The 12859-nt window shown below is 50.4% G+C and carries 14 protein-coding genes; 7 read left to right on the top strand and 7 right to left on the bottom strand.

The window, feature by feature from the left end; genetic code table 11:
* Window positions 1–10 precede the first annotated feature (10 nt).
* Window positions 11–1021 carry an arsenosugar biosynthesis radical SAM (seleno)protein ArsS gene (gene arsS / locus LX98_RS17995; protein WP_496430166.1) on the top strand — a complete coding sequence of 337 codons (1011 nt, stop codon included), beginning with the start codon at window positions 11–13 and terminating at the stop codon, window positions 1019–1021.
* Window positions 1022–1070: 49 nt separating this feature from the next.
* On the opposite strand, the gene LX98_RS17990 is transcribed toward arsS, so the two are convergent.
* Window positions 1071–1319: a YHS domain-containing protein gene (locus LX98_RS17990; RefSeq protein WP_442432862.1), complete on the bottom strand. Its 249-nt coding sequence runs from the start codon at window positions 1317–1319 to the stop codon at window positions 1071–1073.
* A 249-nt stretch (window positions 1320–1568) separates the two neighbouring features.
* Here LX98_RS17990 and LX98_RS17985 point away from each other — a divergent pair, with 249 nt between their 5' ends.
* Complete coding sequence (locus LX98_RS17985; RefSeq protein ID WP_496430165.1) at window positions 1569–2291, top strand: cyclase family protein; 723 nt, start codon at window positions 1569–1571, stop codon at window positions 2289–2291.
* A gap of 87 nt (window positions 2292–2378) precedes the next feature.
* The gene (locus LX98_RS17980) at window positions 2379–2654 is read left to right on the top strand and encodes a MoaD/ThiS family protein (RefSeq protein WP_312645925.1); all 276 of its coding nucleotides are present in this window, start codon (window positions 2379–2381) and stop codon (window positions 2652–2654) included.
* Window positions 2655–2869: 215 nt separating this feature from the next.
* Here LX98_RS17980 and LX98_RS17975 read toward each other — a convergent pair whose 3' ends face one another.
* Entirely contained in the window at window positions 2870–3277 is a 408-nt protein-coding gene (locus LX98_RS17975) for an Hsp20/alpha crystallin family protein (protein WP_312645926.1), read from the bottom strand.
* A gap of 60 nt (window positions 3278–3337) precedes the next feature.
* Window positions 3338–3799: an Hsp20 family protein gene (locus LX98_RS17970; protein WP_496430164.1), complete on the bottom strand. Its 462-nt coding sequence runs from the start codon at window positions 3797–3799 to the stop codon at window positions 3338–3340.
* 605 nt (window positions 3800–4404) lie between these two features.
* Between LX98_RS17970 and LX98_RS17965 the strand changes: the two genes are divergently transcribed.
* On the top strand, window positions 4405–4854 hold the full coding sequence (locus tag LX98_RS17965; protein WP_496430163.1) for a tetratricopeptide repeat protein: 450 nt from the start codon (window positions 4405–4407) through the stop codon (window positions 4852–4854).
* Between the two features lie 539 nt (window positions 4855–5393).
* Window positions 5394–6056, top strand: a complete 663-nt coding sequence (locus LX98_RS17960) for a hypothetical protein (protein ID WP_496430162.1) — start codon at window positions 5394–5396, stop codon at window positions 6054–6056.
* Window positions 6057–6285: 229 nt separating this feature from the next.
* On the opposite strand, the gene LX98_RS17955 is transcribed toward LX98_RS17960, so the two are convergent.
* The 3 genes from LX98_RS17955 to LX98_RS17945 form a co-directional block, all read right to left on the bottom strand.
* On the bottom strand, window positions 6286–7260 hold the full coding sequence (locus LX98_RS17955; protein WP_496430161.1) for a DNA ligase: 975 nt from the start codon (window positions 7258–7260) through the stop codon (window positions 6286–6288).
* Window positions 7241–8080 carry an aldo/keto reductase gene (locus tag LX98_RS17950; RefSeq protein WP_496430160.1) on the bottom strand — a complete coding sequence of 280 codons (840 nt, stop codon included), beginning with the start codon at window positions 8078–8080 and terminating at the stop codon, window positions 7241–7243. Before LX98_RS17950 ends, LX98_RS17955 begins: the two co-directional genes overlap by 20 nt.
* Window positions 8081–8329: 249 nt before the next feature.
* The gene (locus LX98_RS17945) at window positions 8330–9271 is read right to left on the bottom strand and encodes a glutathione S-transferase C-terminal domain-containing protein (RefSeq protein WP_496430159.1); all 942 of its coding nucleotides are present in this window, start codon (window positions 9269–9271) and stop codon (window positions 8330–8332) included.
* A 726-nt stretch (window positions 9272–9997) separates the two neighbouring features.
* Here LX98_RS17945 and LX98_RS17940 point away from each other — a divergent pair.
* Entirely contained in the window at window positions 9998–10507 is a 510-nt protein-coding gene (locus tag LX98_RS17940) for a response regulator (RefSeq protein ID WP_496430158.1), read from the top strand.
* A 255-nt stretch (window positions 10508–10762) separates the two neighbouring features.
* Window positions 10763–11197 carry a hypothetical protein gene (locus tag LX98_RS17935; RefSeq protein ID WP_496430157.1) on the top strand — a complete coding sequence of 145 codons (435 nt, stop codon included), beginning with the start codon at window positions 10763–10765 and terminating at the stop codon, window positions 11195–11197.
* A gap of 249 nt (window positions 11198–11446) precedes the next feature.
* Here the strand turns inward: LX98_RS17935 and LX98_RS17930 are convergent, their stop codons facing one another.
* Window positions 11447–12736 (bottom strand): ATP-grasp domain-containing protein, encoded by a 1290-nt coding sequence (locus LX98_RS17930; protein WP_496430156.1) that lies wholly within the window; start codon window positions 12734–12736, stop codon window positions 11447–11449.
* Window positions 12737–12859 lie beyond the last annotated feature (123 nt).

Genomic DNA, 12859 nt, shown 5'->3' with positions numbered 1-12859 from the left:
CATCAAGACGATGAAAACTTCAGCTCTCCCCATGGTTGCCCCGAATCAATCTTCCGGGATGATTCCGTCGTTTGAGAAAGCGCTGGCCATCCATCATTCGCTTCCCCTCAAGGCTCAATCGATTTCCACGCTTCAGGTTAATGTCGGGAAGGTTTGTAACCAAACCTGTCACCATTGCCATGTCGATGCCGGGCCTCACCGGACGGAAAGCATGAGCAAAGCTACCATCGATCAGATCCTGGACGTGCTCGATCGCACCCCTCAGATTATGACGGTGGATATTACCGGTGGGGCGCCTGAGATGAACCCGCATTTTGAATATCTGGTTGAGCAATGTCGGGTACGAAACCGGAAGGTGATCGACCGCTGTAATTTGACGGTGTTCTATGTCAAGGGAAAAGCGCATCTTCCTCAATTTCTTGCAGACCATAACGTGGACATCGTCGCCTCCCTCCCCTGTTATGAAGCCGACAATGTCGATCAGCAACGGGGAAAAGGCGTGTTTAATCGGAGCATTACCGGGCTGCAGACTCTCAATGGCTTGGGATATGGAACAGACGGCACAGGCCTCATGCTGGATCTGGTCTACAACCCATTGGGTCCGGTCCTTCCGCCGCCTCAAATCGAACTCGAACAGGATTTTAAAGAAGAATTGGGCCAGCGATTTGGGATTCGGTTTAACCGGCTCTATACCATTACCAATATGCCGATCAGTCGTTTCTTGGATGAATTACACGAGGCAGGAGAACTTGAACATTACTATACACTTTTGTTGAATCATTTTAATCCAATGGCTATCGATGGGCTCATGTGTCGGTCTCTGCTGAGTGTGGGATGGGACGGGCGCCTCTATGACTGTGATTTCAATCAAATGTTGGATCTGCCGGTCCAGCCGAAATCTCAAGCCTGGATCGACCGGTTCAATTTGACGGAACTGAAACACCGACCAATTGCGGTCGGACCCCATTGCCTGGGATGTACGGCAGGTTCCGGTTCATCGTGTGGTGGAGCCCTGACCTAATTCGCCTACCTTCCATCGTCAATCATCAGTTTTCGAATCCGGTCTTTCTTTAGGTGACATCCTCAGGCTTGAAATGCCTGGCGCAATCCTGGCTACAGAAATAATAATTCTTTCCCTTGAGCTCCTGTACAATCGCTGTGCCCGCAGCTACGTATACTTTACAGACGGGGTCTTGAATCATCACATCTTTTCCTGGGGTGGCGGGGTCAAGTTTGGGCTGACTCCATTCACGGAAAGCTCGACGAACCATAAAGAATAAGATCACTAAAAGAATGAGAATTGTAATTATTTTATACATGGTGTGTGATGAGCCTTTCGAGATAGATAGCATTTTGTACCATGTTTTCAGTTGTGATTCCACATATGCCGTAAACGGCCCTTTCCCATGATGATTGGTGATTCACATGGCTTTCTTCCATTGCTGTGCCCTTTCTCAACTTGTTAGGATTTTCCCTATGCTGCCCTTGATCTTTTTTCTGAACCTCGGAGGTCTCAGCCCATGTTGATCCGGGTCATGCTAATGGTTCTCGCATTCGGGGGATGCACCATGAGCCAATCCCTTACGGGAACAATCGTCGATCTGACCTATCCCTTTGATGAGCATACTGTGTATTGGCCAACGAATGAGTCCTTTCACTGGAAGAAAACGAATTGGGGTCCCAGCAAGCAGGGGTATTGGTATGCATCGGCAGTCTTCTCAGCTTCAGAGCATGGTGGCACCCATCTCGATGCCCCTATTCATTTTGCAGAATCAGGATGGAGTCTGGATGAAATCCCCGTCGACCAGTTAACAGGTGACGCGATCGTGCTGGATATTCGAGCACAGGTGGAGTCCAATCCGGATTATACTTTACAGGTTGACGATATTGCCCAATGGGAAATCTCGTACGGTCCAATCCCTCCCAAAGCCATCGTGTTACTCTTTACCGGGTTTGGACAGTATTGGCCGGACAAGGTCCGATATCTTGGTAGCTCCACTCCGGAGGATCCGACTACGCTCCATTTCCCCGGGTTTTCTGCCAAGGCCATAACATTTCTTCTTACGAAAAGAGATATTTTAGGAATTGGGATAGATACAGCCAGTATTGATGCCGGTCAGTCACAAGATTTTCCAGTTCATCAAATTCTGGGTGGAGCGAATCGCTATGCGCTGGAGAATGTGGCGCATCTCGAACTCTTACCACCCAGAGGAGCTCGAATGACGGCCCTCCCCATGAAGATTCAAGGAGGCACAGGAGGACCGGCTCGAATTATTGCAACCGTGCCATAGGGCTCATCAGATCAACCACCGAATGAAAGGTTTCCGGGCTTTCATGAAGATACTTGGAGAAATATTTATGATGAACAGAAGGATATTATGGTTACGATTACGTTAATGGGTGATTTGCAAACTGTTGATGGGGAGCGAGCCCTTGGATGCGAGATTGCTGACTCCGTCACCGTTAAGCAACTGATCAGGAAACAAGGCAAACCCCTTCGGGAAATCTTTCAGTTGTTAAAAGAAAAAAAAGTCATGGTGACCGTGAATAAACGAATTGCCAGTGAAGAAACTAAAGTCTACGATGGAGATGCCGTCTATATTGTCGCTCACGATGGAATGGGACAAAGCGGACTTACGCTCTCACATTACTAACTCAAGATGACCATATTGATGGACTTGGGCCAAATAGGTTCTCCAGTGGAGTACCCATGGGCTTCAGCTTTCTGGCAGAGACTTCTGTCCTGAGGCGGACTTCCTGTCAGCCTATCAAAAGGCTCAAAATCGTTCATCCCCGGTGAGCGATCACCCACGCAAAAAAAAGGGAGCCGCCTTACTCCAACGGCTCCCCCTCGAATGTTAAGATCTGATTACCCTTCTGTGATTTGAATCTTGCGAGGTTTGGCAGGCCCCACCTTTGGCAACGTTACTCGCAATACTCCATTATTCAGTTTGGCTTCAATATGTTCCTGATCAATCACTTCAGAAAGAGTAAATTGTCGGAAATATTTTCCGGTCTCATACTCGCGTAAAACATGCTCCTCTTTCTCGGGAACAGAAACTGACGGAACACCGCTCAAGGAAAGCACATCGTTACGCAGATCAATTGAGACATTTTCGGATGGGACCCCGGGCATATCCGCCACAATTGTCAGGGCCTGATCGTCTTCAAATATGTCAACATTGGGTGAAAACACCCGACCAGGGATCGTTTGTTCCGCATCCGATTTGACTTCCCGCTTATCCCGTACCTGAATGTCCTGCGTCTGTGTTGTCATGTGTTCATCCTCCTTTGTATTGAATGAGGTCTTCCCCATCACTCGCCTCTGTTTCAATCTTTACCCTGTAATGGCGATTTTTTTCGGTTTAGCCTTTTCGGCTTTAGGCAAGACCACCATTAAAATACCGTGTTGATATTTTGCTTGCACTCGCTCACTGTCCACATCCGTGGGTAATGTTAACTGTCGCCGGATTTTCCCGGCTTCCCGTTCTCGACGATGATATCGCACATTAGATTGCTCATCCGGAATCGCCCGCTCACCTGTGACAGTAAGATTTCGGCCTGTGACCGACACCTCCAGTTGATCGAGCGTCATGCCTGGAACTTCCGCGCGAACATAAACATTTTCGCTATCCTGTGACACATTCATAAGCGGATAGACCCCTGCTGGAGAATCCCACCCATTCACCCTGGATAGTCCATTAAACAAATGCCCGAGATCTCGTCGAAGCCGGTCCAGCTCTGAAACTCCACCAGAAATACCATCAAACGGCCAATTTTCTAATCTTCGAATGACCATAGTTTACCCCTCCTCTTTGAACTTCTCGTACTCCATTCTTCCAAATGCTTGTTAATTCGTCGGGATACCTTCGAAGGTCAAACATGCATCGATGTTACTTATAAAATAATTTCAAAATTCCCGGAGTCAAGTAGGAGGATAATATTCGGGGGAAATGCAGAAAAGGAGAGGGAGATTGTTCGGTACAAAAGATCAAGGTAGGAACGAGAATGAAAGCGGAAATAATGAGAAACACAGGGCGCCCAATCAGCGTAATTGACCTGAAGAAGCCATGCCCACATCCCTTTCCCTTCAGGCCGGCCTTTTAGAGAATCCGATAAGGAATAACAAAACCTTGTAATGGCGTGACTGTTTGTCTGAAAAAGAAAAGACTTGTCCTGATCGTAGGGGGAAATGTTCGCCGACATTGGAGGAATGTTTTTGGAAAACGTCTTTGCGTAAACCGTATTGGTGTTGGTGCATGGGCGTTCGGGCCATGACGACCATGAGGGTGAACAATAGGGCCGCTATTGACATTGTTCAATCCAAATCGTGAATGTATTACTTTCTGAGGAGTATTTCGCGGTCTGCGGAAGGGCCGCTCACTATTTCATAAGGAGGATACGATGAATCAGCGATCTTTCGGTCTCGGATTACTGTTCCTCATGATGTTGGTTTGGAGTGGATGCGATTCCGGCGAATACGGAAAAGAAACAAAACCGGAACCCAAAGCGGAAAGTACGCCAATGTCGCCGGCCGAAGCTCCGGGCATGGCGGAAACGCCACAGGTGGAAGGTGCCCTGATGGCAACTGCCGGAGTTGCCGGTGCAGCAGAAAATGAAGAAGGGGTCAATCATTTTCAACAGGGGCATTGGGATGTGGCCCAAGAACATTTTACGAAAGCCATAGCCGCGAATGCTGACCTTCCGGAAGCGCATTACAATCTTGCGCTCGCATTGGATAAGTTGGGAAACCATGCCGACGCGACGAACCATTTCAAAAAGGCCTTGGAGCTGGCTCCGGCTGATCCGATGATTGCCGGTTCTAAAATTCTTCAGGCCCATGTGGGCGGGTGATATGCTCACGTTGAGATAGGTCTAACAAGACAGAGGGATTGTCATAGGGCTTTTACGGGCAATCATGTACCTCCCGTATTAAGGTCCAACGCTGCGCCCAATTCCGGTAAGATGTTTTTCACCGTTGGAAGAGGGTGGAAGAAAGGCATGTCTTGAGCGCTGGCAGGGTGTTGAAAAAGTTCGCCAGCGGCGTTCCCTGCCTCGCCGGAGCGGCTTCGCGCAGGCAGGTTCCCGCCTAGGCCGTGCTCACGTCCTTTTTCTACGCTCCTCGCCCGTCCACGCGGCTGCGGCGTTCCCTTCGAGAGGCCTCAGGGCAGGACTGGACGGGCCTGTTTGAACATCCTGCCTTCTCATGGAAGATCTGAAATTTTTTATCCCGATAAGCCTCAGAAGAATTTTGCTTTTTCAACCGCCTGCTAGGAGCCTTTCTCACAACACGGGTCGCAACGAGATTGTTTTCCCTACTACCACACTCGTTACCAGGACCGGTTTCAACTTATTCCACACTCCCTGAAACAAATTTGCCAGGCTCTCCCTCCATGGATGCATTGTATTACCCCTTTCATTTGTGTCACGAACAGACGCTCCATCAGCTTTTGGAGAACTATTCACATGTCCATTTTCTGGATTTTATGGCCTTGCAATTAACCCCATTCATGGGGGCAACAGGGTTTCCAGACCGTATGGGAGATTATTATCCTGATTTCCTTGAGACCGGTAGAATCATCCAAGGGCATGATGTTAGTGGGCCGCTGAGTCCGACGATGGTTACGGCGGTCAATCATGATCTCGCCGATCCTCTTTGGCGATCGATCTTTCATGAGGCCTTGAAGGATGATCGACGGTTTCAGCGGGGGTTAGTGGCATTCTCCCAGGATAGCCAAGGGCGAAGTTCCGTCCCGAAAGATTCTGCGCTATTGGTGGCATTCCAGAAGGCAGAAAGGGAGTTGGTGTCCTATTCCGTTGAAACTCTTCAGGTTATGAGCCGAAGGCGGTTGTCTGAACAGGAGAATCTGACATTTGAGTATGGATTTGGATTGATAAAAACATCTGCAGCTCTGGTCTATAGTATTCAGCTCTGCCGACACCTGAGCCTTGTTGCCGTCACCGATTCGCCTGGGCATCATCAGCTGCTGAGAAGGACGTGTCTGCGGGACAATGTGGAGTTAAGCTATGGGTGCCTGAAGCGGGAAGGGTACTGAATTGGACTGTTGAAAAAGTCCACCAGCGGCGTTCTCATTACTCCAAGGGCTCAACGTAACTCCCCGGTACGCCTCACCCTCCTCGCTGCTTGCGGCTTTGCCCGCGGAGAGGCACGTCTTGGCTTGCCGGGGTTGGGGAGGGTAAGAAGACAGCCTTTCTGAACAGTCCATGAATCTATGCGGAGCCAGGTCATGGATATCTTAAACCCCTATGGGCACAATTCTCTGGTTAACGGGGCTCTTCATCGCGGATTCGTACAAAAACCGGAAAGCGAGGGATGCCGTTTCCGGTTAATCCCTGATGGCGAAACGTGACTCGGCTTTGTAACGGTGGCGGGCGACGTCGCTGCTCATGACTGAGCCCGCTTCCGATAAAGAAGATGATCCCATTATCCGTGCGCACCTTGAGTGAACCAATCAGACCGGCAAACTGACCTTTGCCTGGTCGATACCCGATCACTGTGGCCTCGGCATCAGTGAATAATTTTAGCTTCAGCAAATCCTGACTACGGCCACTGGCGTACAACGCGGTGCCCTTATGCAGCATCAACCCCTCACCGCCTTCATCGATCACCCTGTGCAACCATTTCAACAAGTCTTCTTCGCTCCCAACCCGCTGTTGTTCAATGATCCCCAAATAGAGAGAGGCGCTTTTGGTCTTCAAGCCATCCATCGCCATCACCCGTTGGGCAAATGTTCCGCCATGTGCCGGGAGATCAAAGATCATGAAGCGCACATGTCTCCACCCATCATGGGGTTGTTGTGTCCGGACAATGGACGATACCTCTTCATATCGGCCTCGCCCCATCCATAACTCTCCATCCAGATGCATGGCTGGGAATCCTGTGGTAAACCATTCCGGTGCCGCAAACACATTGCCTCCTCGCGAAATCAAATGTGTCCCATCCCAACGAGCGCGGACGCCGTCGATTTTTTCGCTGACCCGGTATTGGCTGAGATCAAGACCCTGCCGATAGATGTCAGCCAACATGAGTTCGGGGATGGTGCCGCCTTCTGCGGGAGAGAAAGGAAGAAGAATGATGAGAAGAATGACCGCTAACAGGCAGTTCTGAAGGCTGCGGCCCGACTCCGACAGGACCATACGATCGCGGGTCAAATTTGGTGGGGATAATCCAAGAAGGGGGTGGTCCACATTATCTCCCCATCGGGAAGGAATGGCCTGCTCAATCGGCAATGGTGTCAAGAAGTTCGATTTCTTCAGGCAATAACGCCAAGTGTCCGGCCTGGAGATCGTCTTTCATATGTTGTTCGCTGGTTGTTCCGGTTAACGGGAGCATCCCGATCTGCATGGCAAAGCGAAAGATCACTTGCGCGGGACTCGCCCCCAATCGTTTGGCGATGGTCCGGACGTCGGGGTCGGCCACCACGTCTCTGTTGGCCGTAAGGAGCGAAAAGCCCTGGTAAATGATGCCATGGGCTTGGCAAATCCTCCTCACGTCTCTATCCCAACCAAAGGCCGCATAACACCGGTTTTGCACGACCATCGGTTTGGTCCTCGCCTCGGCACACAGTTGTGTGAGTTGTCCGGCCGTCACATTGCTGATGCCAATCATTTTGGCCTTCCCGGATTGATAAAGCTCCTCCATTGACGCCCAGACTTCACGGTCCGACTCTCCCAAGCCCGATCGGGAATAGGGACCGTGCAAGACATATGAGTCCACATAGTCGGTGTGGAGGTGTGTGAGCGAACTGGCAAAGGATTGCTGCACCTGAGTCGTGAGATCGGCTGAGGCATCATAGGGCGTACGATGGTCCTGTCCGTTCACCGGCGTAAATTTCGTCTGCAAAAACAAAGTCTCCCGCTTCACTCCTTGCTTGTCGAGGGCCAGCAGAGCTTCCCCCACGAGGTCTTCCCGGTAATGAATGAGCTGGTTGGCTGTGTCGATGGCCGTGAACCCCGAAGCTACCGCCAATTGCACCAGATGGGTCGTGGTGCCTTCCTTCCACGCCGTGCCATACATCAACGCGGGAAGTGGAACATTATTATGTGCTGTCAATGTCATAACGATTCCTCCAGATTCAACGACCTACCCGGTTTGTCCTCTTCCTGTCCGGTTTCCAAAGTCGAACGATGGAAATGTGGGACCTATTCTAGCTACTTCACTTGTATTTTTCAGGTATTCAGACGGTATTTTGGGGGAAATGGAAGGGGCCGTGGAATTGGCCCCAGTCAGGAATGGGGTCATGGACTGCCTGTGCAGCAATTATTCCGGGAGACGCACTATCAATTACCACGGTTGCCGGCCGGCATTCTACAGATGTTCCCGGCCATGGGGAGAGCGAAGGTCCTGTTCGGGGCCGAGTGGAACGATGCCGGTGGGGTTAATGTCATCGTGGGTGATGTAATAATGCCGTTTGATGTGATCCATATTTACGGTGTCCGCCACGTCATCGTATTGATAGAGATCTTTGAGGTAGCCAAACAAATTGGGATAATCCACAATGCGCCGGATATTGCATTTAAAATGGCCGTGATACACCGCGTCAAATCTGATGAGCGTCACGAACAACCGCCAGTCCGTCTCCATCGGGGTCTTGCCAAATAGATACCGTCTTGTGGCTAAGCGGCACTCCAACCTATCCAGCATGTCAAACAGACGACGGACTCCGTGTTCATAAGCCCGTTGGGATGTCGCAAACCCTGCGCGGTAGACCCCATCATTCACCTGTTCATAAATATCGTTATTCAGTTGGTCAATCTCGTGCCGGAGATCAACCGGATAAAGGTCTAACGTAATGCCCGTGAATTGATTAAAGGCCGTATTCAACATCCGCAGGATGTCGTCATCGGAATTACTCACGATACGACGGGTTTCACGATCCCACAAAACGGGAACGGTCACGCGTCCGCGATAGGCCGGATCGGTCGCACGATAAGCCTCACTCAGGAACTGAAACCTGTTGACGGGGTCGGTCGAATGTCCCTGCCCGTCTCGAAATGCCCAACCCCGGTCATCCCGAATCGGATCAACAACCGTCATCCCAATCACGTCTTCCAATCGTTTGAGTTTTCGCACAATAATTGTGCGATGAGCCCAGGGACATGCCCAGGAGACATACAGATGATACCGCCCACGCGCCGCAGGAACTCCTGAGCTACCATCATCAGTCACCCATTCCCGAAAGGCATCATTTTGCCGCACGAAGGCCCCTTCCCTGGATTGTTCGTCCGGAAATTGCGGTTTTTTATTCATCGGATCCTCAATAACTTCATTAGGATTCTTAAGATACCTCAGCGACCGTGGTGTTCTCTTCCTGATGGATTCCCAGGAGCAATAACTTCGGTGCACAAAATTTCTCCCCACTCTATCATGGGTGGCAATGGCATTCATCTCATCGAGAGTGGATCTAGGACCTGCCAGAATCGACTCAACAGGACTTGCCCGATTAAAAATTTGAAAAACATGCAATATTAGGAAAAGAAGACCAGAGTTTATCCCACACCATAAATTGGTTCAGGCGATTTCTCCCCAGGAAATCGGCATGAGAAGTACTTTAATTTCGTTATGAATAATCTCTGCCATTAGGTATCAAGATTCCATCTTTCATATCTTATTGATAATTTAGGAATTATAAGGAGTTTTTTATCTAGGATTCGAGTTAATGATTTTTGCCTGGCCATTGCTTGTAAATTTTGTGGGACTTAATGAATTAAGAGGTTGATGAGTCAGGGATATTGGTGTGCAATTTTGACCAGACCACAACATGTCTCATTGCTATTCTTAGGGAGCCAATGCAGATCCTCCCAGTCTTTTCCTAGGGATAATGAGATGACACTATAAACCAAGGGCTTTCTCTCCAATTAACCAGGGTTTTTGAGAGTAATACTTAGTCAAATTTATCCTTAGATTTGTAAAGATAAATGATTCTTCACACGATGGTTTAACATGTTATCCCATTTTTAAAGTTGAGGGTTGCTTATGAACCGCTTTTCATCTCCTGCACTAGCAAATGAAATGGACAGGGAATTCGCCTCTGAAAGGCTCGGTCAATCAATTAGGGATAGCAGGGAAGATCGCCAATGTCTGTTGGTAGTCGATAATGATCCATCTGAAGTCGGTCAATTAAGTCAGTCGCTTCAGGAGTGGGGATACGACGTAATTGTTGCCGGAAATGGATGGGAGGCCTTAGTCATAGCGGGTCGCCGTTCTGTGGGTGGGATCTTAGCAGCTCTGCACATGCCCATTATGGACGGGCGGACCATGCTAAGTGAGTTACGCATGTTGGGGCATCAGATGCCGGTTCTGATGATGTCAGGTGAGTCGGACGAACCAATCCTTCGTCAGCTGTTGATGGAAGGAGCTCAAGGCTTTTTTTTAAAGCCACCTCATCTCCAATCTCTTCAGGAAACTTTCAGACAAGTATTTGCCAAGTATGCAGTTGAGGAATATGCCGCTTCTTTTTTCCCCGCTGCCTCAAACAAGACCTAAAAAGGCTGGTTGGGAAACTTTTTCTTTACATGTTCCTTGCCCGGTGTCCACCATATCTGAGTTTGTCCCTACCCCTTCTTGCCTTGCCAAGTAGCCTCGGTTTATTTCTTTAATCTGATTTTTCGCTTCGCAGTTAGGCTGAGCCCTGTCTGCAGTCCCCGGTGGCCTTCGTCTTGCCCTGTTTCAGAATTGTCTGATAGGTTCAATACTGGTGTTTTGCCATCCGGTTTAAACCCTTGCAGGAGGTATACGACTATGGGAGAGGTTGATACGTCACCAGCAGTTGCCGCCAAGGTCATGGAGGATCTCACGGCGTTAGATGTGGACCCCGATAAGTGTCAGCGTCTCTATAAGGCCGCGCTTATTCAGTCGAATACAGGCGTGACGTATCGGATGTTGTCCAGGATCCTTGATACCGGAAAAGTGGATATCGTCCACTATGCCTGTGACTTGGATGCAGAAGGTAAGCCAACGACGAAGTGGAAGATCAGGCGAATCCTTGAGCAAGCCCCCGAACGGTTCGACAAGGAGGTTGAAGCCATCAAGAAGGCCATTACCGACGATAGTGAGACCGTGAAGGGAGCATGGGTGCACGATATGACTGAGCTCCCGGACGTGCCGGCACAGGGGAAGAGTCTGGATGAGTGGTCACGGAGCATGACCACAGAGGTGAAGAAGAATCCAAGCTAGCAGGATGTTGAAAAAGTCCGCCAGCGGCGTTCTCGCCCCTTGGTCGGGCTCACGTACTTCTCTGTACGCTCCGCCCGTCCAAGCGGCTGCGGCCTTCCCTTCGAGAGGCCCCAGGGCAGGACTGGACGGGCCTTTTTCGCTCATGGAATACCGTAAAATTTTGGATTCTGATAAGCTCTCAAAAGAATTTTGCGTTTTTTTAACAGTCTGCAAGAGAGCGCCTGAATGACGCATCCCTGTTGGGTGCATTCAAAATCTCATGGCTTTTGAGTGAGGTGATGAAGGCAATATGTTGGTTGTCTGGGGCGAGGCGCTTATGACGATCGTCAATCGTTTGTGAGCCTCACGAAGTGACCGCTCCACATCCTCCGGTGTCTTGCCACGTGCTAAAAGAAAGCCTAAGTAGCGTGTGCCCTCCGGAAGCGGAATAAGTAATTCTCCAGGCTCTGCCGTTATCGTCAGTTCGACAATTCCTGTTACCGCCTTGGCTTCAGTCTGTCCCCTCACTTCATGAAGGCTCCCGCTATACGGGATCGGAAGCATCATCACGCCCGCCGCCTGCGGTTGTTTGGTGAGTGGTGGGAGCGGCATCCCGAGTGCGTGACGGAGGATCAGCTCTTCGAGCGATATACCTGCTGAAAATTCCAGCGTTCTGGAGCATCGCCCGCCGATGGTACGTGCCGCCATCTCAATGACCCATACTCCGTTCTCATTCAAGCGATACTCCCCATGCACCGGCCCCTCCTGTAGTCCGAGGGCCTTTGCCGTTCGATCTGCGCAGTCGACCACTTGCTGTTGTTGGGTGGAGGAGAGACGGGAAGGCGTGATATAGAGCGTCTCTTCGAAATAGGGGCCGTTGAGCGGGTCTGGCTTATCGAACATCGCCAGGGGCTGAAAGACTCCCTTTGTGAGCAAACCCTCCAATGCCACTTCGATCCCCGGTACAAAATCTTCGACGAGGATCCAATGAGCCTGCTCGTCTACTGCTGCCACATTCAAATTGGTCAAGAGGCGGCCAACCCGACGGAATGCATTCTCAAACTCCTGTTCGTCATTGGCACGAATTACCCCACAACTGGCGGAAAGAATGAGAGGCTTTATGACGCAGGGATAGACCACCTGTTTTGCGAAGGCCCTTGCATCACCGTCGAAGGGAAATACCTTATGGGGAGGGACAGGAACGCCCTTTCGGGACAATATTTCCCGCATCTGCCGCTTGTTGCCGGCGGCAGTGACGGACGCGACAGAGTTATGGGGTAATCCGACTGCCTCCGCGATGACAGCCGCCGTGACGGCGGTGATGTCGTCGACTCCAATCACTGCATCGATCGGGTGATGTTGGGCGAATTCGATCACGGACTGGGCGGCTGCCTGTGGATGCCGAACATCAAGCAACAACACATTGTCTGACGCGACCAGAAGGTTTTCCGGAATTCGCTCTAACCCAATGGTGACTGATATCTGCCCCCGCCGGGCGGCTTCGAGAAACGCCTCTGCTCGATAGGTGGTGGTCGGCAAGAGTAGGAGGAGTCTTGGCATCGTGATTTTTTCACAGGATGCTGAAAAATTTCGCGAGCTTCCTGCTTGCATGGTTCGGATTTTCAACAAACAGGAGAGAGGGCACGATTACGCGGTCCTATAGTTTTCCCCCTTTCTATCAGG

The sequence above is a fragment of the Nitrospira marina genome (assembly GCF_059568365.1).
Note: the sequence above shows the minus strand (reverse complement) of the source record. Positions and strands in the feature narration are given on the sequence as shown.

What these genes read in the sequence shown, in the direction of transcription:
- LX98_RS17940 (WP_496430158.1), top strand. Translation starts at nt 9,998, where the DNA reads ATGAACCGCTTTTCATCTCCTGCACTAGCAAATGAAATGGACAGGGAA.
- LX98_RS17975 (WP_312645926.1), bottom strand. Translation starts at nt 3,277, where the DNA reads ATGACAACACAGACGCAGGACATTCAGGTACGGGATAAGCGGGAAGTC.
- LX98_RS17985 (WP_496430165.1), top strand. Translation starts at nt 1,569, where the DNA reads ATGAGCCAATCCCTTACGGGAACAATCGTCGATCTGACCTATCCCTTT.
- LX98_RS17990 (WP_442432862.1), bottom strand. Translation starts at nt 1,319, where the DNA reads ATGTATAAAATAATTACAATTCTCATTCTTTTAGTGATCTTATTCTTT.
- LX98_RS17965 (WP_496430163.1), top strand. Translation starts at nt 4,405, where the DNA reads ATGAATCAGCGATCTTTCGGTCTCGGATTACTGTTCCTCATGATGTTG.
- LX98_RS17980 (WP_312645925.1), top strand. Translation starts at nt 2,379, where the DNA reads ATGGTTACGATTACGTTAATGGGTGATTTGCAAACTGTTGATGGGGAG.
- LX98_RS17970 (WP_496430164.1), bottom strand. Translation starts at nt 3,799, where the DNA reads ATGGTCATTCGAAGATTAGAAAATTGGCCGTTTGATGGTATTTCTGGT.
- LX98_RS17945 (WP_496430159.1), bottom strand. Translation starts at nt 9,271, where the DNA reads ATGAATAAAAAACCGCAATTTCCGGACGAACAATCCAGGGAAGGGGCC.
- arsS (WP_496430166.1), top strand. Translation starts at nt 11, where the DNA reads ATGAAAACTTCAGCTCTCCCCATGGTTGCCCCGAATCAATCTTCCGGG.
- LX98_RS17935 (WP_496430157.1), top strand. Translation starts at nt 10,763, where the DNA reads ATGGGAGAGGTTGATACGTCACCAGCAGTTGCCGCCAAGGTCATGGAG.
- LX98_RS17960 (WP_496430162.1), top strand. Translation starts at nt 5,394, where the DNA reads ATGGATGCATTGTATTACCCCTTTCATTTGTGTCACGAACAGACGCTC.
- LX98_RS17930 (WP_496430156.1), bottom strand. Translation starts at nt 12,736, where the DNA reads ATGCCAAGACTCCTCCTACTCTTGCCGACCACCACCTATCGAGCAGAG.
- LX98_RS17950 (WP_496430160.1), bottom strand. Translation starts at nt 8,080, where the DNA reads ATGACATTGACAGCACATAATAATGTTCCACTTCCCGCGTTGATGTAT.